This is a genomic window from Vreelandella titanicae (assembly GCF_014697095.1).
Taxonomy (GTDB): Bacteria; Pseudomonadota; Gammaproteobacteria; order Pseudomonadales; family Halomonadaceae; genus Vreelandella; species Vreelandella titanicae.
Genome location: NZ_CP059082.1, coordinates 4,942,340 through 4,962,580 on the forward strand (window position 1 = coordinate 4,942,340; position 20,241 = coordinate 4,962,580).

Below are 20,241 nucleotides of genomic sequence, written 5' to 3' on the forward strand. Positions count from 1 at the left end.
TTTCATTTCTATGCTGAGCGAGCGGCGGCGTAATTTCCACTGCTACGACGGCTATTGGTGCTATTAGTGCCACAATGAGAGCCATATGACATTTAAATAGCGTTGATGTGACAACTCTTGCAAATCAACGTTAGAAAAATAACACTAAATGTTATAATTTTAACATTAACGCCAGCCCGCACGACTACAACCTCGGATAGCCACACCCAAGTGGCTCCGCGACAACCAATGTTGAGGCTCTCATGACTGCTCGTACACACTCTCGCCCCCCTTCGTCTAAGATCGCGCTTGGCGCTGGCGTATTAGGGGCCATACTCACTACGCCGCTAATGGCAGACGAGGCTGCTCAGTCGCATCCTCTAGATCGACTGTGGTCATTCGCCAACGTTTCGGTTAACTACCTGGACTGGTCAAACGGCACCGAGGCGCGCACCGCTTCCAACGCGGCGAAAAGCGACTTTATGTTTCTCGAAATCGAAGGCGGCGCTGGCTTTAGCTGGGGCGAGTTCTACGGCTTCTTTGATTTCGAGAACCCCACCAACGACCAGTTCGATGAGTCCAGCGGTGGTAAAGACAACTTCCGCACCGCGGGTAAAGTGACCTCACACATTTACCTGGGTGACAGCCCGCTGTCGATTTACGCCCACCTGTATGACTTCCGTGATTACGGTTATGACAGCCGCGAGCAGGATCAGATTCTTGGTTTGGGTTACCGCACTACCTTCGACAATGGCCTGTGGTTCAAGCCCTTTATCGGTGCTGCGCGGGTACAAAGTAACAGCTATACCGGCATGAACGGCTATATGGCAGGCTGGGTCGCGGGTTATGATTTCACTGCACTCAACCAGGACTTCAGCGTCACCAACTGGCACGAACAGACCTTTGGTCGCGACGATGAGTATCTGGAGCAGAACTACGTGGGCGATACAGCGGGCAGTGTAGGCACCAACGGTGCACTGAGCCTATGGTGGCATCCGAGTGATTTGATCACCACAGGCATTCAGTATCGCTACTCTGACAATAAGTTGGGCACCCCCAACAATTATCAGAATGCGATGATCTACTCCGTCAAGCTCAACTTACTTTAAACGCGTTACTGTCTATAAAAACGTTACTTACGCGCTGACGCGAAGGATCCCCATATGACACTCCTTATGAGCTTGGTGGGTATGGTCACTCTGGTGGCCATTGCCCTGATCTTCTCCTACGACCGTAAATCGATCCGGCTGCGTACCGTGCTGGGCGCCTTTGCTATCCAGGCAGGTATCGGTGCCTTTGTACTTTACGTGCCGTTTGGCCAAGCGGTGCTGCAGGCCATTTCGTCCGGTGTTAGCCAAATATTGGTGTATGCCAACGACGGTATCGGCTTTCTGTTCGGTGGCTTAGCCGATGTGGATAATGTCGGCTTTGTATTCGCCATCAAAGTACTCCCCGTCATTATCTTCTTCTCCTCGCTAATCGCCGTGCTCTACTACATCGGCATTATGCAGTGGGTGATTCGCATCTTAGGTGGTGCCCTGCAAAAAGCCCTGGGCACCTCTCGCACGGAGTCGCTTTCTGCAACGGCAAATATTTTCGTCGGCCAGACCGAAGCACCTTTGGTGGTGCGTCCGTTTATCGCCCGCATGACGCCTTCGCAGCTGTTTGCCGTTATGTGTGGTGGTCTGGCATCGGTCGCCGGTTCAGTATTGGCGGGCTACGCCGCGCTGGGTATTCCCATGGAGTACTTGGTAGCGGCCTCCTTTATGGCGGCGCCGGGCGGGTTGCTGTTCGCCAAGCTGATCATGCCGGAAACCCAAGACGTTACCGACAGCGACAGCGTTACCAAGGTGGAAGAAGAGATTGAAGCCCTGGAAGATAAACCTGCCAACGTCCTGGATGCTGCTGCATCGGGCGCTACCTCGGGTTTAATGCTCGCGGCCAACGTGGGCGCCATGCTACTCGCCTTTATCGCCCTGATTGCCCTGATCAACGGCATTTTAGGCGGCATTGGCGGCTGGGTGGGCTTTGAATCGCTGAGCCTGGAGCTGATCCTGGGCTGGCTGTTTGCCCCGCTTGCCTTCCTGTTGGGTGTACCCTGGGAAGAAGCGACGCTGGCTGGCTCATTCATTGGCCAAAAATTAGTGGTCAACGAGTTTGTCGCCTACATCAACCTAGCGCCTTACATTGATGGGGAACAGGTGGTAGCTGCGACGGGTCAGATGATGACACCGCACACCATGGCGATCCTCTCTTTTGCGCTGTGTGGCTTTGCGAACCTCTCCTCCATTGCGATTCTGCTGGGTGGCCTGGGTAGCATTGCCCCTACCCGCCGCAAAGAGATTGCTCGTTTTGGCGTCAAAGCCGTATTGGCCGGTACACTGTCCAACTTGATGTCGGCCTCGATTGCTGGCTTCTTTATCGCCCTAAGTAACGTCACTGCTTAACGCAGCGGGTTTTACTGAAGGTGGCGGGCACTGCGGCTTTATCCGCAGTGCCCGTTTTTATCTTTTACTGATTTGTGAGAATTCCATGACTGCGACCGCCTCCCCCCATATCGTCCAAGCCGCCCGCCAAGCACTCACCCTCATGGATCTGACGAGCCTGAACGACAACGACACGGACAGCACCATTGAAGCGCTCTGCCAGCAGGTGAAAACGCCCTTTGGCACCCCTGCCGCGGTCTGCGTATACCCACAGTTTATTGTCACCGCCCAGCGTGCCCTTACGGCTCACAAGCTAAACGAGCAGGTGAAGATCGCCACGGTCACCAATTTCCCTAATGGCGACGACGACATTATGGCCGCCGCCCGTGAAACCCGCGATGCGGTTGCCTCCGGCGCCCATGAAGTTGATGTGGTATTTCCCTACCGCGCGTTGATGGCAGGCGACGAAGAGACCGGCCTTGAGCTGGTAGAAATGTGCAAAGCCGCCTGCGCTGGTCAAGCACTGCTCAAAGTGATCATTGAGTCCGGCGAGCTCAAAGAACCTGCGCTGATCAAACGCGCTAGCGAACTGGCCATTGAAGGCGGTGCGGATTTCATTAAAACCTCGACCGGCAAAGTAGCCGTTAACGCTACACTGGAAGCCGCAGAAATTATGCTCAAAGCCATCAAGGCCAGTGGCCAAGACGTTGGTTTTAAAGCAGCAGGTGGCGTCAAAACCGCCGAAGACGCAGCAGAATATTTGGCTCTTGCTAACGATATTATGGGCTCAGGCTGGGCGACGCCCGCTCACTTCCGCTTTGGTGCCTCTAGCCTGCTGGGCAATCTGCTGGCTACGTTGACCGGCAACACCAACGCGGCCACCACTGACGGAGGTTACTAATGTCTGCCAACGCCACTCAACACACCCTGCTCCCCCAGGAGCTGATTCGCCTAAAGCGTGACAATCAGCCGCTGCCCGCGGAAGAGATTAAAGCCTTTGTGCAGGGCATTGCTGATGATCGCATCAGCGACGCCCAGATAGGCGCCTTCACCATGGCAGTATTTCTCAACGGCATGAGCCGTGAAGAAGTCGTTGTGCTGACCACCGCTACCCGCGACTCTGGCCACGTGATGCAGTGGAGCGACCTCAACCTGCCCGGCCCGATTGTCGATAAGCACTCCACCGGCGGCGTAGGTGATTTAGTCTCGCTGGTACTCGGCCCCTGGGTGGCGGCCTGCGGCGCCTTCGTACCGATGATCTCAGGTCGTGGCCTGGGCCACACCGGCGGCACCCTGGATAAGCTCGAATCGATCCCCGGCTACGACCCCTACCCTGCCCCTGAGCGCTTCCGCGAGGTGGTGAAAACCACCGGCGTAGCGATTATTGGCCAAACGGGTGATCTCGCCCCCGCCGATAAGCGCATCTACGGCGTGCGCGATGTGACTGCCACCGTGGAATCGATTCCGCTGATTACCGCCTCTATTCTAGGCAAGAAGCTGGCCTCCGGACTGGATGCGCTGGTGATGGACGTTAAAGTCGGCAGCGGCGCTTTTATGCCCACGCCGGAAAAATCCCGCGAACTGGCCAAAAGCATCGCCAATGTGGCCACCCAGGCAGGCACGCCCACCACCGCCCTGCTCACCGATATGAGCCAGCCGCTGGCTCCCTGCGCCGGTAACGCCGTTGAAATCGTTGAGACTCTGGCCCTGCTGCGTGGCGACCGCCCCAACAGCCGCGTGATGCAAGTCACCCGTGAACTGGCCGTGGAAATGTTGATCGCCGGCAGGCTCGCAGGCTCACGTGAAGAAGCGCTTACTCAGCTTGAGAAGGCGCTAACCTCTGGCGCAGCTGCTGAAGTATTCGCCCGCATGGTGCACGAACTCGGCGGCCCCAACGACTTTATGGAGCGCTCAGAGCACTACCTGGCCAAGGCCGACGTTATTAAACCCGTGTATGCCGAGCAAGCCGGTGTGGTCCAACGTATTGATACCCGCGCTGTAGGTATGAGCGTGGTGGAGCTGGGCGGTGGTCGCCTGCGCAACGACGCCAGCGTCGATCACAGTGTCGGCTTTACGGATATCGTCGAAATCGGCGAAAGCGTGGATAGCCAGCGCCCCATTGCGACGGTTCACGCCCGCAGTGAAGCCGCCGCTGAACGTGCCGCCGAACAGCTGCGCGCGGCGTTTACGATTGGCGAAGGTGCGGCCAGCGCCGATTCCCTTCTACAAGACACTTTCCGTGGAGAAGCCTTATGAGCCGCGCGATTGTATTAGTACTCGATTCGTTTGGTATTGGCGCCGCCCCGGATGCCGCGACCTTCGGCGATGAAGGCTCCGATACCCTGGGCCATATCGCCGCCGCATGCGCCCGTGGCGAGGCGGATAACGCCAATCGTTCTGGGCCACTCAAGCTGCCCAATATGGCCAAGTTGGGGCTATTCCACGCCCACCGCGACGCCACCGGCAGCGTTGCCGAAGGCGTGACGCTACCAGAAAGCCTGGAAGGCGCTTACGCCCACGCCAAAGAAATTTCCAGCGGCAAAGATACCCCTTCCGGCCATTGGGAAATTGCCGGTGTCCCGGTGCGCTTTGAGTGGGGCTACTTTCTGGATAAAACCGACAGTTTCCCCCTTGAGTTGCTCGACGCCATCGTGCAAGAAGCTAATCTCACCGGCGTGATTGGCAACTGCCACGCCTCTGGCACCGAGATCATCGCCCGCCTGGGTGAAGAGCACGTCGCCACCGGCAAGCCAATTGTTTACACCTCGGCGGATTCGGTCTTTCAGATCGCCGCTCACGAAGAGCATTTCGGCCTTGAGCGGCTTTATAAGCTGTGCGAAACCGTCCGCGAGCTGCTGGAGCCTTATAACATTGGCCGCGTCATTGCGCGTCCGTTTATTGGCGAAGACAGCACCACTTTCGCCCGCACCGGCAACCGCCGCGACTACAGCGTTGAGCCGCCCTCGCCCACCGTACTGCAAAAGCTCGCCGATGCCGGTGGCGAAGTGGTCTCGATTGGTAAAATCGCCGATATCTACGCCCACTGCGGCATTACCCACAAGGTAAAAGCCAGCGGCCATGACGCACTCATGGACGCCACCCTCAGAGAGATCGAGCGCACCAACCAACGCGGCTTTGACAAGAAAAATCAGGGCGAGCACGCCATGATCATGACCAACTTTGTCGATTTTGACTCGGTCTATGGCCACCGCCGGGACGTGCCGGGCTACGCCGCCGCGCTGGAAGATTTCGACGCCAAGCTACCTAAGCTCCTGGCTGCGCTAAGCGAAGATGATCTGCTGATTCTCACCGCCGATCACGGCTGCGACCCCAGTTGGCACGGCACCGAGCACACCCGCGAGTACATCCCCATTCTGGTACATGGCCCCGGCTTTACCCCCGGCCCGCTGGGCGAGCGCGGCACCTTTGCCGATATTGGCCAAACCCTGGCCGACTTTTTCCTGCTACCGGCCATGGCCGATGGCAAAAGCTTTCTACCCGACGCCGCTTAATGACTAGCGCCGCTTAAAGGAGACCTTTGATGGCAACCCCACATATTAACGCTGCTCCCGGTGATTTTGCCGATACCGTACTGATGCCCGGCGACCCGCTGCGCGCCAAATACATCGCTGACACCTACCTGGAGAACGTTCGCCAGGTCAACGACGTGCGCAACATGTTCGGCTACACCGGCACCTACAAAGGCCGCGAGATGTCCGTGATGGGCCACGGCATGGGCATTCCGTCGGTCTCCATCTACGCCAAAGAGCTGATCACCGACTACGGCGTTAAATCGCTGATTCGTGTGGGCTCCTGCGGCGCGGTGCGCGACGATGTCAACGTCCGCGATGTGGTCATCGGCATGGGCGCCAGCACCGACTCCAAGGTCAACCGCATGCGCTTTAACGACCACGACTTTGCTGCTATTGCCGACTTCGAACTGACTCAGCACGCGGTGGCTGCCGCCAAGGCCAAAAACGTGCCGGTCAAAGTGGGCAACATCTTCTCTGCAGACTTATTCTACAACCCGCAAACCGAAATGGCTGAAATGCTCAAGCGCTACGGCATTGTCGGCGTCGAGATGGAAGCCGCAGGTCTTTACGGCGTCGCCGCTGAGTTTGGCGCCCGCGCCATGACTATTTGCACCGTGTCGGATCACATCCTGAAAGGCGACTCGCTCTCCAGCGCCGACCGTCAAACCACTTTCGACGATATGATGCTGATTGCACTGGACACAGTACTTCGCGACGACGCTGCCCGCACTTAGGGCGTTGAAGCGGCCAAAAGGAAAAGTGATGGATCAAGTATTGGAAGAGATCGTTCAAAAGTTGTTAAACGCGCGGGCTAACGCTTATGTGCCCTACTCCGCGCATCCGGTGGCGTCGGTGATGGTGACTCCCGATGGTCAGCAGTTTGCCGGCACCAACGTGGAGGTGGCGCACTACAAAGGCTTGTGTGCTGAAGCCTCGGCCATTTCCGCCATGGTGACCGCAGGCCAACGCCAGCTGGCGACCGTCTACGTCATGGGCCCCGCTGATCACCTCTGTACGCCCTGCGGCGATTGTCGTCAGCGAATTCGCGAGTTCGCCACGCCAGAGACACAGATCAAGGTGCTATCCGGCAGCGGCGAATTGATGAAAACCTACACCATGGAAACGCTGCTGCCCGATGCCTTCGGGCCGGAGCAGTTGCCGCCGCATTAACTCGTTTCCCGTAACACCAGCGCCACCGGCAGCGATACGTGCCGGGGCGCTTCTCCCGCCTTCGCTTCTGCCAGTAGTGCCATGCTCGTCTCGGCTATCTCGGCAATATCCTGCCGTACTGTGGTGAGCCCAGTGGCGAGGGTTGGCAGGTCATCAAAGCCTGTCACCGCGACCTGAAAAGGCACTTCAATCCCACGGTCTTCCAGCGCGGCCACACAACCCAACGCTAGTTCGTCGGTGGCGCACACCAGCGCATCAAAAGGCAGTGGTTGGGCACCCTCTTGATCTAAATAGCGATTTAAATAGCGATAGCTGTTAAGAGAGTCTGACGCGAAGCGGTGCGGTAGGCTAATCAAGCATTCGGCAAACCCAGCCTCTGCCAACGCCCGCCGGTAGCCCTCCAAACGGCTATGGGGACGCGGCACCTCTAGCTCGCCGCCCATAAACGCCAGCCGCCTGCGACCCTGGGTAATGAGGTGGTGGGTCATCTCATACAGCCCCTGCCGATCGTCCGGGGCGACGGAAAAGCCTTCCCCGGCATCACCTATGCGCACAAAAGGAATCGCAGCGGCCTTAAGCAGCGCTGGGCGCTCATCGTCTGGGGCTTCACCAAGCAAAATAGCTGCCCCCGCGCGTTCGGGTAATTCAGCGGTTTGTTGGTGATTAAAGAACACCGGCACCATACCCTGCTGATGAAGGGCCACGGTAAGGTGCTGGTAGAGCAAGATATAGTAAGGGCGCAGCTCGATATCCTGACGGCCGAGAGAGATGCCTACCACCGCCGTTTTACCGCTTATTAGCTGACGAGCCGCGGCGCTGGGTTGGTAGGCCACTTCATGGCTAATCGCCAAAATCTTCTCACGCAGGGCGTCACTGAGCCCTGGCTTGCCGTTCAGGGCCCGGCTCACCGAGGCAATCGATACTTCGGCCCGCCGGGCAATTTCTCGGATGGTGGCCGTTTGGGCGCCTTGTTGACTCTTTATCACCGAATCTCTCACCGGCTATTTCCCGCCCTGTCTCTCACTTGTAATGCGTCCAGTGTGCCGAAAAACGCCCGGCGTTGCGACGCTGATTACACGGCAATGTCCAGGCTGCGATCTTCCTGACTGGAGATAACACAGGCATCAAGAACGGTTTGAATCGCCGCGCCGCGGGCAAAGTCCGGCTGGTCGTTTTGACCACTGCGGATGCTTTCCACAAAACGCTGATAGATACTGGGTGTTGGTGGTGCCTTCACTGTGCTCCAGCGCGCCGGGTGAACGTCACCGTCCAAACACACCTGCACGTCGTCTTTTGAGGCGTCTAAATCGACGCGAATAGCACCTTTATCGCCATGTACGCTCAAGGTTAACGAGTTATGATGCCCGGTCGCCCAACGAGTGGCTTGAATGGTGCCCTTGGCCCCATTGGCAAACGTCACTCGCATTAGCGCGGTGTCGTTGGCATCCAACAAATAGTCACCAATCCGGTTGTCTGGAGCTTTTTCAAAACAGGTCAGTTCGCAGTTAACGCGAGTAATATCACCGACCGGAAAGCTGGCAAAATCGACAATGTGAACACCCACATCGCCCAGTACACCTTTGCTGCCATGGGCTTCCGAGAGCCGCCATAGCCACTGGCTCTCCTGATCCCAGCGCCCCCACTCATTGCTGACCAACCAACTTTGCCGGTAGCTAGCATCTACGTGGCGAACCTGACCAATCGCCCCAGCGGTAATCAGCGCGCGAGCGTGCTGAATGGCCGGGGCATCGCGATAGCTAAAATTGACCATATTGACGACCTTGGCGGCCTGCGCCGCTTGGGCCATTTCATGCGCATCATCCGCATTCGTCGCTAGCGGCTTTTCGCACAGGATATGCTTACCTGTGGTGATCGCGGCCAGTGACGTGCGCTTATGAACACCATCTGGCGTGACGTTGCTAACGGCTTGGATATCCTCCCGCGCCAGCATAGCTTCCAGGTCGTCATACGCATCGGCGATACCAAAACGGCCAGCAAAGTCGCGGGCCTTGGCCAGCTCCATATCGCACACCGCCACTACTTCCACCCCCTCGATCCGGCTAAAGCGCTTGGCGTGTTCCCCCGCCATACTGCCAGCGCCAATTATCGCTAAACGGATCATTTGAAGCCCTCCTCGCCAGGTTTATGCAGCCCTTCGCCTTTGATTTCCACCGGGTTGGGGGCCTGGTCGGCAGGAATATTGGGGCAGCTATCGATCCAGCGGGAGCCTTCCGGGCGCGCCCATTTCACAGCGTTCTTCAGCACGGTTTTTACTTGTTCGTTGTAATAGATCGGATAGGTTTCGTGACCTGGGCGGAAGTAGAAAATCTTGCCGTTGCCGCGCTTGTAGGTCAGCCCTGAACGGAATACCTCACCGCCCTCAAAGGCGCTGATAAAAATCACTTCATCGGGGTTTGGCACCGCAAATGGCTCGCCGTACATTTCAGTATGCGGCAGTTCGATATAGTCGCCCAGGCCCTGAACGATAGGGTGACCAGGGTTAACGACCCACAGCCGCTCGCGCTCTCCCGCTTCCCGCCACTTAAGTGAGCAGGTCGTGCCCATCAGGCGTTTGAAGATTTTTGCGTAGTGCCCAGAATGCAGCACAATTAGCCCCATCCCCTGCAACACGCGCGCCTGCACGCGGTCGACAGTTTCCTCCAACACATCGCCATGGGCAGCGTGGCCCCACCACAGCAGCACATCGGTATTCTCGAGAGCCTCTTCACTTAAACCCTGTTCGGGATCTTGCAAGGTAACCGCGTTGGCGTGGATACCCTCCGCTTCGTTTAAACCTTCCGCGATGCAGTGATGCATACCTGCTGGATAAATTCGCGCCACGACTTCATTGGTTTGTTCGTGGACGTTTTCACCCCAAACGGTAACGTTGATGGTCATCTATTCTCCTTAGCCGTAGCCGGTTAACAGCACAAAAGCAGCTTAAAAGTGCTGCATAACCCACAAAGTAAACGCTTACCCCGTCGACGTAAACGTTTACTCACGTGCAACTTTAGTCGCTAACCCGTTTATAGTGTCTAGACCATCACCATTGGCATCGCGACGAAGTTATCCGTATTCTGAAACGCAACCTCGCGCTTTAGCGTGACTCACGACGCGTGTTTAATTATTTGCTTCTAACAACAGGCTGTTTCTAAAAACAGGAGAACGCCATGGCTGGTTTACTACCCAACGTCGACCCCGACGGCTTGCTTGAATACTCGGTGGTCTACACAGACCGTTCGCTGAATCACATGTCACAGCAGTTTCAAGGTGTGATGCGGGATATTTCAGCCACGCTGAAAGAGGTGTACAACGCCCAAGCGGCCGTTATCGTGCCCGGTAGCGGCACCTTTGGTATGGAAGCGGTGGCGCGCCAGTTTGCCGTTGACCAGAAAACCTTAGTTATTCGCAACGGCTGGTTCAGCTACCGCTGGACGCAAATTATTGAGATGGGTCGCTTAACCGATCAGCACACGGTGCTTAAAGCACGACGTCTGAATGCCGGTGACCCGCGCTCGCCTTTTCAGCCAGTGCCCACTGAGGAGGCCGTCGCGCAGATTCGTAGCGAAAAGCCTGCCGTCGTGTTCGCCCCACAAGTCGAAACCTCTGCGGGCTTGCTACTTCCGGATGACTATATTCAAGCGCTCGCCGAAGCCACTCACGAGGTAGGTGGCCTGTTTGTGCTGGATGCCATTGCCGCGGGCACGCTGTGGGTGGATATGCAGGCACTCGGCATTGATGTGGTGGTAAGCGCGCCGCAAAAAGGCTGGAGCGGTTCGCCCTGCTGCGCCATGGTAATGCTCTCGGAACGTGCCACGCAGCGCTTAAGTGAGACCCAGAGCAACAGCTTTGCCTGCGATTTGGGCAAGTGGCACAGCATTATGCAGGCCTATGAAAATGGCGGGCACGCCTACCACGCCACCATGCCTACCGATGCACTGCGGCAATTACGGGACATTATGCAGGAGACCCGCGCTTACGGCTTTGCCAAGGTAAAAGAGGAGCAGCAGGCGATTGGCCGGGAAGTCCGCTCCATGCTTAACCGCCACGGTTTTGTGAGCGTTGCTGCGGAAGGTTTTGAAGCCCCAGGCGTAGTGGTGTGCTATAGCGACGACAGTGGCTTAGTGGGCAAACTTGCCCAGGCGGGCGTGCAAGTGGCGGGCGGCGTACCGCTAATGTGCGATGAAGGCGATAACTTCCAAACCTTCCGCATCGGTCTATTTGGCCTCGATAAGCTGCACCACACAGAGCGCAGCGTGAACAGCTTAGAGCAGGCGATTAAAGCAGTGGTTTAAGGTAAAGAAGGCAGAGCCCGCTATTTTAATAGCGGGCTTTAGGTCACATATAGCCCACGCCCCGCGGCATCATGCCCAGATGATTTTCGACTTGGGTAACCCCTAGCACGTTTTCCGCAGCAACGGTTACCGCCTGCTTCTGTTCAAGGGATTCGACCAGCCCCCATACCTCCACAGCGCCGCCATCCACAATCACGCTAATGCCTTCAACTTGTACGCCGGTATTATTCTCAACTTCTTTGAGAATAGCCTCACGAATTTGGCGATCATCCGTGGGCGACTGGGTTGGCGCCACTGCGGCATTGGCGATACCCTGGAGCAAGTTAGCACGGCTAACAATACCCACTAACTTGCCATCACGTAGCACAGGCACCCGCTTGATATGATGTTTTTCCAGCATTCGCGCAATGGTATGCAGCGGCGTGTTCTCTTCGACGGTCATTGGATTCGGGGTCATGACCTCGTGGGCTTTACGACCATGGGACTTAACATAGTCGCCAGCATCCTTGCCGCCGGTAAACAGCGATAACCACCAGGAGTGCCCGTGGTCACTGTCACTTTTTACCCGGCGCATTAAATCACCTTCGCTGACAATGCCGATCACCCGGTGCTCACCATCTACGACAGGCACCGCACTAATACGGTGATTGAGCAGCAGTTGCGCAACTTCACGTACTTCAGCGTCAGGCCCCACACTCACCACTTTGGGCGTCATAATATCGATAGCTTGCATTGTACTCCTCCTTGCGCTCAACCTTTAAAGACCGAACCGCAGATGCAGGTTCCCCTGCCTGTTCTTTGAGCCTAGTTCGCTGCTGGATATTTGCCTATGCTGGCTAGCAATCTCAAAGAACGCATTGAGGCTGCGTTGACCTGGCGCAGTTTATTGGCACTTTTGTTATTCGCTTTCCTTCACCACGCTGCTCTCTTCGACTTTCTCGACATCGACAATGCCCGAGCGGCTAACGACAACCTTCCAGCGGGCCAAGTAAGGGCTATCCTCACTGCCCGTCTCCCGAACCACTAAGTTAAACAGATGGCGGCGCTCGACGCCCTCGCGAACCGCTTGGCCATCTTTTAAACGGTAGATGTGATGCTTGCCCTTACTCATTAGTCGGGTAAGCATGGAGATATCCAGATTGAGCGTTTCGCGGGTATGCTCGTAGCCGCTCAAAAAGCGCGTAGGCGACATACGTGAGCTTGAACGATAGTGCAGCACCACTTCTTCACGCTGGGCTACCGTACGGCGGCGCATCTGCTTGATATCATCGCCCAGCGATGCGTAGCGCTTGTAGTCAAACCACTCCAACTGGCGGCCCACCACGGCGTTGCGCGTGGGGTCTAAATACTGGCGCCGCCACTTGGGACGGCCTTTACGCAGCCAGCGCCACAGGGTATTGCGCAAATCATCCTTAAACACTTCGCGCATGGCGTAGAGCAGCGCCATGGCTAATACGAACAGCGCGGTGATATCTCCCAAAGCATTACGCAACTGCAGCACGCCTAACGATACAAAGGCCATTACCACGGCGGTGGCAAGCGCTTTGACCGCTTTTTGCTCGCCGCCACCCAGCTCCAATGCCTCTTGTTTCAGGGTAATCGGGTGCTCAATCAGGCGCCGCAACAGGCGCATTTTATTCGACATCCGCGTGGGGTCGGCCATCACCCGCTCGGCGTTGTACTGCTGTTCGCGGCGATACTCGCCCTCCCGGTGGCACACGCTAATGAAACGTCGGCGAATATCGGTAAACTCTCCGCCGCGGGGCATGTGTGCCACCAGCGCCAGCAGCTGTTGCTCAGTAAACCAGGAGAGGTAGTTATCAATATTGGCAAAGTACTTATATAGACTTTCGTCATCGGGCTGGTGGCGACGCAGCCGCTTGAGAATACCGTCGCTCAAGTCGATCATCTCATGCAGTTGGTCACGTAGGGCAACGGCACTCTCTTGCACCTCACTGTTCTCTTCGCGCTCCTCTTGGCGAGCATGGCGCAGCTTATTGGCACTCACCAACATTGATCGAGTAGTGCGCTCCATCGCTTCCACGTATTGATAGGCGTAGAGACTCAAGCTCAACCGGTACGAGTCGCTACCGAGCCGATTACGGCTGGCCAGTCGACTATGCACCAGCGGCAGGAGGTACTCGTCACTGTAGTAAGTGCGCGAGACATTGATAGCGGCATGATAAAAGGCTTCTTCTGAGATAAGCTGGGTGCTTAATCCCAAATCACCAGGCACAAAAAGATAGACGTCGAGGTTATGCGATGTCTCTTCCTTGAGCCGCCGGGTAAGACGCAGCTGAAAGCTGTTTTTACGCTCAACGTTGATCAACTCATCAATCTCCTACTCCTTTGCCTAACGCGATGATATACCATGGCTAACTTGATCATGGTGCTGCCTAAAGCCACCCCTCTGCTCACCTCTTCACCTATGGAGCTAGGAAATGTCCATTGCCCGTTTTTCACCCTTTGAGCTGCTGCTATTAAAGAGCCGCAGCCAAGTGGATACGGCAACCCTGCTGCTGTTGGCCTGGGTGCTGGTGCACCGTCAACATGTTTCAGAGGGGCAGCGGCGCCGCCGCCTGGCTCAGGTGACCGCACAGTTTCGCCACGGGCATGAGCTGGGGCCAGTAATGAGTATTGCCCGTAGCCAAGACTTGCAAGCGATCCAACTAGCTGCCGAGGTGGTTCGCAAAGAATGCGGCACAGAACGCAGCCTGAGCGTTATTCATCAAGCGATTACCGTCGCCACTGACGACGGCGAGCTGTCCCTGGCCAACCACTATATTTTGCGTTTTTTGGCCGACCTGCTAAGTATCGCACCAATGACCTTGAATACTCTGTTTAAAGAGCTCACCGGCACACCCCTTGCCACACCCGAAGACCCCAGCCGTGATGCTTACTGGCAGGCACACGACCCAGATTATCATGCCCGAAAAGCACGCGAAGCCGAGGCCGCTGAGCAGTACCACCAACAGGCCAATGCTCGGGCCAAACAGCAGCAACAACAGAAAGAGCGACGCCACCAGCAGAAGCAACAAAAACAGCAGGAGAAACAGCAACGCCAGGAGCAGGCTCGCCAAGCCCGCGAACAGGAACAGCAGCGCCAGCGTGAACAGACGCGCCAACAGGAGCAGGAACGGCAACGGCAACAACAGCAGCGCGAACAGGCCGAGCGCGAACGGCGCCGCTCTCGCCAGCAAGATTCTCGTCACCAGCATCGCCAACAAGAGCATCGCCAGCAGCGCGCCTCACCGCCGCCCGATCGCACCACGCGGGCGCTTTCGGTGCTAGGACTTACCCCAGGTGCCACCCGGGTAGAGGTTCGCCACGCCTATCGGCGGATGGCGCAGCTCCACCATCCAGACCGCTTCTATTCGGAAAGTGAACAACAGGTCGCCTTGGCCTCAGCGCGGTTTCAGCGTATTAAAAACGCCTATGATTATTTGATGCAAACTTACTAAGACCATGTAACGCTAGACGTTTCGCAGGATGCACTGGCCCATGAGAATAAATTGACCCTATGCGCGATTTGTACCAGCGCCTCGCGGTTTCCCCCGAGGCCAACGAACAAGAAATCAGCCAAGCCGTGGCTAGCTGCCAGCATAGCGCGCTACGCCAGGATGCCGAGGCGGTGTTCGCGGTTGCCGAACGCCGCGAAACCTACGATACGCTGCACGACACCGTCAGCGATATCGGTAAGCTACGAGCGCGCCTGGGGCTCAGCCACGGCGCCCACTGGCAGGGCGATGTCGCCAACGACTTTTCGCTGCCGCCGGATCACGCCATTTCCCGTCACGACGAACTGGTCGACCGCGTTAGCCACGCGGTCTCGTTGTACAACCGTTGGCGCCGCTGGCGGGGCCCGTGGCTACTCATCGCCGTGTTCGCCACCGGGGCTGGCATAGGAATCGCTCTGGGGCTTGCCCTGTGCCTGGGGCTTTTGCCGATGTGACGCAGTACGATTATTCGTATTATCGTGCCTGCGTGCCTGTTCATCCTGGCGAATCTCAGCTTTTGTCGGACGCGGCGCGGGCTTCGGAGGTGTTGGTTTCTTATGCTCCTGTGGGTTGAAGTCACTTGCTTGCGTCGCGCTATGCTTGCCTTGTTCACTCTCAGGCGAAGTGTTTTCTTGCCCAGCTTGTTCTTGCGAGCCCTCTTCTAAAGAGAATGAAGTACCCGCGGTCGCCTCCATGCGGTCTTCAGCGCGTGCTTCCATACTGACACTAAGACGCGGCACGCCCAGGTCAATCTCTTGAGCTTCCATACGCTGCTTCAGCAACAGGTTAAACGCCCGCGAGACATCCCACTGCATCTCCGGCGCGGTGCGAAAGCGCATGCGTAAAATGGGGCAGCCATCTTCAAAACCCTGAACGCCCTGCATCTCCAGCGGCGACCAGATGTAGTGGCGCATCATCGGATCACGGCGCAGCTCCTGGGCAGTCTCCTGCATCAGCGTAATCGCATCGTCGATTTTCATATCAAACGGAATGCGTATTCGCATCAGCGCGATGCCGAACTGGCGGGACATGTTATGAATCGACTCAATGCGGCTAAAGGTGATGATGTGCACAATGCCATCCAAATCGCGTAGCCGCACAGTGCGCAGCGTCAGCCCCTCGACCGTGCCCATATGGTTATTGATCTGCACGAAGTCATCGACCGCTAACGAATCTTCGATCAAGATAAAAATACCGGTAATCAAATCCTGCACTAACGTTTGCGCACCAAAACCGATCGCCAGACCGATCACACCAGCACCCGCCAGCAGCGGTGTGACGTTGACACCCAAATTAGCCAACCCGGCGATAACGGCAATAATCAGAATTGTTACAAAGATGACGTTGCGGATCATCGGCGTGATGGTTTGCGCCCGGGCCTGATTGACCCGCCGCCCACGTGAACGGGCTGACGATGTTAGCGCTCGCTGAATGGCGGTATCGGCAAATATCCATACCAGCCATGCAAGCAATACCGTGGCCCCCAAGCTAACCAGCGCTTGGCCAATCCGCGCGCTGGCCACGGCTTGTTGGCCCAAACCGAAGAACGAACTGCCCCACACCTGCATTGAGAGTTCGGCAAACACCATCCACGAGCAGATGTGCGCCAACACGAAGCCGAAGCGCTCTAAACGTTTGCGATATTGGCTATAACGGCGGCGGTGGCGACGCTTGCCCATCCGTTCCGCTTGGCGGCGCAGCAACCCGGTGACTACCAGTGTCAGTACCAGCAGGCTGGCGGAAATAATCGAGCGCGCCAGAGCAGTGCCCACATCGCCCACGGTGATAAAAATCGCCAGCAGCGAACCGCTCACCAACAGCAGCGCGGGTATGTGCCATAGCCCCCCCAGGGAGCGAATCATTTCGACCGCGGTGCTGGCGTCACGCCGCTGCTTGAAGGGCCGGTTGCAAATCAGGTGGCGCACGGGGCGCTTAAACTTGAGAATAAACCGCGCTGCAAGCAACGCTGCGAGCATATTGGAAAGCACAGAGGCTAGGCTCGACAGCTCGCTACCCAGCATTTCAACGAGACGAGTGGAGTTGACCGCGTCGCCAAGCGCAATCAAAGCACCAATCACAAACAGCCCGCGCAGCGCACGCTGTTGAAGCAGTTGAACCGCAGTAAAACGATGGCCACGGCTAAAGAACGCGATGACTGTTTCAAACACCACCGATAGCGCCCTGCCACACAGGCAGATATAGGCCACTACCAATACCAGCGTACGCCCAGGGCTATCGGGCAGCACCTGGCCAATCCCCAAGGTAATGGCAAACGACAGTGCCCAGGGCAGCATGCGGCGCAAAAAGTGCACTGCCATCAGCCAGCCCTTGGGATCCCGAGGCAGATCCAACGGCCACTCACGCCGGGTAGCGATCATGCGCCCAAAGGCAATCATCAGCACCAACAGTACGCCCCAAACCAAGGCCAGCACCGCCCCTTCGGCAACCGCTCGAATCGCCTCCCCCTGGTCGGCATCATCGTTAAGCGCGCGCAAATCATCTACGCCCTGAACCAGCTGGCGTGACCACTGATCAACCGGCGAATCCCCCGCCTGGGCCTGATCACCCAGGTCACTTAAGGTATCGGCGAGAGCACCCAGTAATCCCTGGCGTACTACGCCCTCATCTGCGCTGGCAGCGTCTGCGGTTACTTGCAATTCGCGTAGCGATTTAAGCAACTCTGTGCGCCGCTCTTCGTTTTCAAGCATGGTGATGACGTCAGTGAGCGACTTCTGAAACTCTTCACCGCTAACGTCAGCGCTTTCCTCTTCGGAACCGCTGCTCAGGCCGGGCAGCGACACCGTTTGCGCCTGGACTTGAGTGATTGCCATGCTCGTCATTGCTAGGCTTGCCAATACAAACAAGACAAAACCTATTAACGAATTGATTAACCAGTGCTGTCGCACGCCTTACTCCTGAAAATTAGCTTAGATGGCGTCCTGCTTATCATTTGCCGCCGCTATTAATACGCTCAGTCTCAACGCGTGACTATGATAGGCTGAAGACTTAAACGTTCACCTCAAGGACGCCGAGATGACGCTACAAGCTCCACCTAACCGCTTAAACAGCCAGGGGAAAATCCGGCACGTTGGCATTGAAATCGAGTTCGCTGGCCTGCCGCCCCGAGACACGGCGATGATCGTACGTGAACTGTTTGGCGGGGAGCTTAACGTGGTAAGCCCCCATCGGCTACTCGTTGAGGATACCCGCTGGGGCGAATTTGGTATCGAGCTCGACACCCAATACGCGCATCCCGACAAATCGCTGGCCGACGACCCTCACCCAGAAGATAGCGAGTGGGCGCGCCATCAGCATCAACGCCGGGTCGAGTTCCATCACAAAACCCGCGAGCTGATTGGCGACATGGTCACAGGCCTGGTGCCTACCGAAATCGTTTGCCCACCGATACCTTGGAATGAGCTGGAAGATTTAGACGCGCTGTTCGAGACACTACGAGAGCATGGCGCTAAGGGCACCGATGCCAGCCTGCTGTATGGGTTCGGCTTACACCTAAACCCTGAAGCGGAGCGTTTCGACGTTGACTATTTGCTAGCCATGCTGCGTGCGTACCTGCTGCTGGCTGGCTGGCTGCGCGACGAAATTAAAGTCGATATTACCCGTGAGATGCTGCCCCACGCGAATCCATTTCACAAAGCCTATGCGTTAAAAATACTGGATAGCCACTATTCGCCTGATCTCGACACGTTAATTGACGACTACTTGCACCATAATCCCACGCGCAATCGCGAGCTGGATATGCTGCCGCTATTTGCCTATCTACGCCCCGACCACTCTCATGAATTGCTGCATACGCAGCTTACCAAGCCGCGCCCCACCTTTCACTACCGCTTACCCAACGCTCAGCTTTCCCAGCCGGGGTGGGGCTCAGTGACCGAGTGGAATCGCTGGGTGGAAGTCGAGAAACTTGCCGCTAATTCTGAGGTGTTACTCGCTCGCTGCGCTGAATATATCGCCGACCATAACCGACCGATGCTGACCCGCGTAAAAGAAAAACTAGTTCGTTTGCTTCGCCGCGAACACTGATTGTGTTGTAGAGCCCAGCTATATAAAACCCGTTTAGCATTCTTCATTTCCTGTCACAGTGAGTAACTATCCACATGACTCGGCCGCTTATCGGAATTACTACCTCTGACCAAAAAAGCCACTTAGCGTGGTGGTTTGATTGGTTCGCCGTCTGGCGGCATGGCGGCAAACCGTTGCGGTTATCGCCTTCGCGCCCGCAGCCGGAAAGCCTGGACGGCTTGATCATTGGCGGCGGCGACGATATTCAGGCCCACCTCTATGGTGGCGAAGTACAATTAGATGTTCGTTTAGACCCTGCAAGGGATGAGCTGGAGCTAGCCCTGCTTGAACGTTTTATTCCGCTGCATACACCGGTGCTGGGTATTTGCCGAGGGGCACAATTAATCAACGTGCATCTTGGTGGCACACTGGATCCTGATATCTACACCACCCACGAAGGGTTAAAACGGCGACGCACCGTTCTGCCGCGCAAAACCGTTGATATCGTGGGGGCAAGTAAGTTGCATCGCCTGCTAGGAGTTACCTGGTGTCGGGTTAACAGCCTGCATCATCAAGCCGTTTATCAGGCAGGCAGAGGGATTGAAATCGTTGCACGCGACCGGGATGGCCTAGTGCAGGGCATTGAGTCACCGGAGCACGACTTCTTGATTGGCGTGCAGTGGCACCCGGAGTGGCTGATTTTCAATCGCCCCCAGCAGCGCTTGATTCGCGCGCTGGTGAGGGCGTCAGAGCGGCATGCTACACGGCATACGAGCTAGCTCAGCACCGCCAAGGCAGCATCATAATCAGGCTCGTTCTTCAACTCGCTCACCAGCTCGCTGTGCAGCACTCGGTTATCGGTATCCAGTACGACGACTGCACGGGCGCAAAGACCTTCCATGGAGTTGTTGCACAGCGCTACGCCCCAGGCTTCGCGAAACTCGGGGTGGCGAAAAGTAGACAGTGTTTCAACGTTATCCAACCCTTCCGCGCCACAAAAGCGTTTGGCCGCAAAGGGTAAGTCCGCGGAGACGACCAATACCACGGTGTCGGCAAGGTTAGACGCCAGCTCGTTAAAGTGACGCGTGGACATGGCACAAGTGGGCGTATCCACACTGGGGATGATATTGAGCACTTTACGCTTTCCTGCGTACGTATCGAGCGTAACGTCTTGCAGATCGGTGTTGGTCAGCGTCATCGCCGGTGCCGCCTGCCCTTTTGCTGGCAATGTGCCAGCCACATCCAGCGGTTCGCCTGCGCGGGTAACCTGTTGCATTATTGTCTCCTTATGATGTTCATAATTAATGCGTTCTTACCA

At 56.7% G+C, this 20,241-nt stretch carries 19 protein-coding genes; 12 read left to right on the forward strand and 7 right to left on the reverse strand.

Annotation, left to right across the window (positions count from 1 at the left end; genetic code table 11):
* The first annotated feature begins 242 nt into the window (after window positions 1–242).
* The 7 genes from HZS52_RS22860 to cdd all read left to right on the forward strand — a co-directional run bounded on the left by HZS52_RS22860 (window position 243) and on the right by cdd (window position 7,108).
* Window positions 243–1,088 carry an outer membrane protein OmpK gene (locus tag HZS52_RS22860; protein ID WP_190373766.1) on the forward strand — a complete coding sequence of 282 codons (846 nt, stop codon included), beginning with the start codon at window positions 243–245 and terminating at the stop codon, window positions 1,086–1,088.
* Between the two features lie 54 nt (window positions 1,089–1,142).
* Window positions 1,143–2,426 carry a NupC/NupG family nucleoside CNT transporter gene (locus HZS52_RS22865; protein ID WP_159176300.1) on the forward strand — a complete coding sequence of 428 codons (1,284 nt, stop codon included), beginning with the start codon at window positions 1,143–1,145 and terminating at the stop codon, window positions 2,424–2,426.
* 85 nt (window positions 2,427–2,511) lie between these two features.
* Window positions 2,512–3,306, forward strand: coding sequence for a deoxyribose-phosphate aldolase (gene deoC, locus HZS52_RS22870; RefSeq protein ID WP_009287197.1), 795 nt, complete (start codon window positions 2,512–2,514; stop codon window positions 3,304–3,306).
* On the forward strand, window positions 3,306–4,661 hold the full coding sequence (gene deoA / locus HZS52_RS22875; protein ID WP_190373767.1) for a thymidine phosphorylase: 1,356 nt from the start codon (window positions 3,306–3,308) through the stop codon (window positions 4,659–4,661). The genes deoC and deoA overlap by 1 nt, the downstream gene beginning before the upstream one ends.
* Window positions 4,658–5,917: a phosphopentomutase gene (locus HZS52_RS22880; protein WP_190373768.1), complete on the forward strand. Its 1,260-nt coding sequence runs from the start codon at window positions 4,658–4,660 to the stop codon at window positions 5,915–5,917. Before deoA ends, HZS52_RS22880 begins: the two co-directional genes overlap by 4 nt.
* Window positions 5,918–5,946: 29 nt before the next feature.
* Window positions 5,947–6,672, forward strand: coding sequence for a purine-nucleoside phosphorylase (deoD, locus tag HZS52_RS22885; protein ID WP_190373769.1), 726 nt, complete (start codon window positions 5,947–5,949; stop codon window positions 6,670–6,672).
* Window positions 6,673–6,700: 28 nt separating this feature from the next.
* Window positions 6,701–7,108 (forward strand): cytidine deaminase, encoded by a 408-nt coding sequence (gene cdd, locus HZS52_RS22890; RefSeq protein ID WP_190373770.1) that lies wholly within the window; start codon window positions 6,701–6,703, stop codon window positions 7,106–7,108.
* Here the strand turns inward: cdd and HZS52_RS22895 are convergent.
* The 3 genes from HZS52_RS22895 to HZS52_RS22905 all read right to left on the reverse strand — a co-directional run bounded on the left by HZS52_RS22895 (window position 7,105) and on the right by HZS52_RS22905 (window position 10,006).
* On the reverse strand, window positions 7,105–8,094 hold the full coding sequence (locus HZS52_RS22895) for a LacI family DNA-binding transcriptional regulator (protein ID WP_223828002.1): 990 nt from the start codon (window positions 8,092–8,094) through the stop codon (window positions 7,105–7,107). The genes cdd and HZS52_RS22895 overlap by 4 nt on opposite strands.
* Before the next feature lie 86 nt (window positions 8,095–8,180).
* Window positions 8,181–9,230: a Gfo/Idh/MocA family protein gene (locus HZS52_RS22900; protein WP_190373772.1), complete on the reverse strand. Its 1,050-nt coding sequence runs from the start codon at window positions 9,228–9,230 to the stop codon at window positions 8,181–8,183.
* The gene (locus HZS52_RS22905) at window positions 9,227–10,006 is read right to left on the reverse strand and encodes a ThuA domain-containing protein (protein ID WP_190373773.1); all 780 of its coding nucleotides are present in this window, start codon (window positions 10,004–10,006) and stop codon (window positions 9,227–9,229) included. Before HZS52_RS22905 ends, HZS52_RS22900 begins: the two co-directional genes overlap by 4 nt.
* A gap of 272 nt (window positions 10,007–10,278) precedes the next feature.
* Here HZS52_RS22905 and HZS52_RS22910 point away from each other — a divergent pair, with 272 nt between their 5' ends.
* The gene (locus tag HZS52_RS22910; protein ID WP_190373774.1) at window positions 10,279–11,403 is read left to right on the forward strand and encodes an aminotransferase class V-fold PLP-dependent enzyme; all 1,125 of its coding nucleotides are present in this window, start codon (window positions 10,279–10,281) and stop codon (window positions 11,401–11,403) included.
* 43 nt (window positions 11,404–11,446) lie between these two features.
* Here the strand turns inward: HZS52_RS22910 and HZS52_RS22915 are convergent, their stop codons facing one another.
* On the reverse strand, window positions 11,447–12,136 hold the full coding sequence (locus tag HZS52_RS22915) for a CBS domain-containing protein (protein WP_190373775.1): 690 nt from the start codon (window positions 12,134–12,136) through the stop codon (window positions 11,447–11,449).
* A 165-nt stretch (window positions 12,137–12,301) separates the two neighbouring features.
* A complete protein-coding gene (locus tag HZS52_RS22920; RefSeq protein ID WP_190373776.1) occupies window positions 12,302–13,732 on the reverse strand; it encodes a hypothetical protein in 1,431 nt (476 codons plus the stop codon).
* Window positions 13,733–13,844: 112 nt separating this feature from the next.
* Between HZS52_RS22920 and HZS52_RS22925 the strand changes: the two genes are divergently transcribed.
* Complete coding sequence (locus HZS52_RS22925; RefSeq protein WP_022520650.1) at window positions 13,845–14,864, forward strand: J domain-containing protein; 1,020 nt, start codon at window positions 13,845–13,847, stop codon at window positions 14,862–14,864.
* Window positions 14,865–14,923: 59 nt separating this feature from the next.
* On the forward strand, window positions 14,924–15,355 hold the full coding sequence (locus tag HZS52_RS22930; RefSeq protein WP_022520651.1) for a hypothetical protein: 432 nt from the start codon (window positions 14,924–14,926) through the stop codon (window positions 15,353–15,355).
* On the opposite strand, the gene HZS52_RS22935 is transcribed toward HZS52_RS22930, so the two are convergent.
* Window positions 15,272–17,806: a mechanosensitive ion channel family protein gene (locus HZS52_RS22935; RefSeq protein WP_190373777.1), complete on the reverse strand. Its 2,535-nt coding sequence runs from the start codon at window positions 17,804–17,806 to the stop codon at window positions 15,272–15,274. The two genes, HZS52_RS22930 and HZS52_RS22935, sit on opposite strands and share 84 nt — an antisense overlap.
* A gap of 127 nt (window positions 17,807–17,933) precedes the next feature.
* Between HZS52_RS22935 and HZS52_RS22940 the strand changes: the two genes are divergently transcribed.
* The gene (locus HZS52_RS22940) at window positions 17,934–18,944 is read left to right on the forward strand and encodes an amidoligase family protein (protein ID WP_009287187.1); all 1,011 of its coding nucleotides are present in this window, start codon (window positions 17,934–17,936) and stop codon (window positions 18,942–18,944) included.
* A 74-nt stretch (window positions 18,945–19,018) separates the two neighbouring features.
* Entirely contained in the window at window positions 19,019–19,702 is a 684-nt protein-coding gene (locus HZS52_RS22945) for a gamma-glutamyl-gamma-aminobutyrate hydrolase family protein (RefSeq protein ID WP_035538585.1), read from the forward strand.
* Here the strand turns inward: HZS52_RS22945 and tpx are convergent.
* Complete coding sequence (gene tpx / locus HZS52_RS22950) at window positions 19,699–20,199, reverse strand: thiol peroxidase (RefSeq protein ID WP_022520654.1); 501 nt, start codon at window positions 20,197–20,199, stop codon at window positions 19,699–19,701. The two genes, HZS52_RS22945 and tpx, sit on opposite strands and share 4 nt — an antisense overlap.
* Window positions 20,200–20,241 lie beyond the last annotated feature (42 nt).

What these genes read in the sequence shown, in the direction of transcription:
- HZS52_RS22860 (WP_190373766.1), top strand. Translation starts at nt 243, where the DNA reads ATGACTGCTCGTACACACTCTCGCCCCCCTTCGTCTAAGATCGCGCTT.
- HZS52_RS22865 (WP_159176300.1), top strand. Translation starts at nt 1,143, where the DNA reads ATGACACTCCTTATGAGCTTGGTGGGTATGGTCACTCTGGTGGCCATT.
- deoC (WP_009287197.1), top strand. Translation starts at nt 2,512, where the DNA reads ATGACTGCGACCGCCTCCCCCCATATCGTCCAAGCCGCCCGCCAAGCA.
- deoA (WP_190373767.1), top strand. Translation starts at nt 3,306, where the DNA reads ATGTCTGCCAACGCCACTCAACACACCCTGCTCCCCCAGGAGCTGATT.
- HZS52_RS22880 (WP_190373768.1), top strand. Translation starts at nt 4,658, where the DNA reads ATGAGCCGCGCGATTGTATTAGTACTCGATTCGTTTGGTATTGGCGCC.
- deoD (WP_190373769.1), top strand. Translation starts at nt 5,947, where the DNA reads ATGGCAACCCCACATATTAACGCTGCTCCCGGTGATTTTGCCGATACC.
- cdd (WP_190373770.1), top strand. Translation starts at nt 6,701, where the DNA reads ATGGATCAAGTATTGGAAGAGATCGTTCAAAAGTTGTTAAACGCGCGG.
- HZS52_RS22900 (WP_190373772.1), bottom strand. Translation starts at nt 9,230, where the DNA reads ATGATCCGTTTAGCGATAATTGGCGCTGGCAGTATGGCGGGGGAACAC.
- HZS52_RS22905 (WP_190373773.1), bottom strand. Translation starts at nt 10,006, where the DNA reads ATGACCATCAACGTTACCGTTTGGGGTGAAAACGTCCACGAACAAACC.
- HZS52_RS22910 (WP_190373774.1), top strand. Translation starts at nt 10,279, where the DNA reads ATGGCTGGTTTACTACCCAACGTCGACCCCGACGGCTTGCTTGAATAC.
- HZS52_RS22915 (WP_190373775.1), bottom strand. Translation starts at nt 12,136, where the DNA reads ATGCAAGCTATCGATATTATGACGCCCAAAGTGGTGAGTGTGGGGCCT.
- HZS52_RS22925 (WP_022520650.1), top strand. Translation starts at nt 13,845, where the DNA reads ATGTCCATTGCCCGTTTTTCACCCTTTGAGCTGCTGCTATTAAAGAGC.
- HZS52_RS22930 (WP_022520651.1), top strand. Translation starts at nt 14,924, where the DNA reads ATGCGCGATTTGTACCAGCGCCTCGCGGTTTCCCCCGAGGCCAACGAA.
- HZS52_RS22940 (WP_009287187.1), top strand. Translation starts at nt 17,934, where the DNA reads ATGACGCTACAAGCTCCACCTAACCGCTTAAACAGCCAGGGGAAAATC.
- HZS52_RS22945 (WP_035538585.1), top strand. Translation starts at nt 19,019, where the DNA reads ATGACTCGGCCGCTTATCGGAATTACTACCTCTGACCAAAAAAGCCAC.
- tpx (WP_022520654.1), bottom strand. Translation starts at nt 20,199, where the DNA reads ATGCAACAGGTTACCCGCGCAGGCGAACCGCTGGATGTGGCTGGCACA.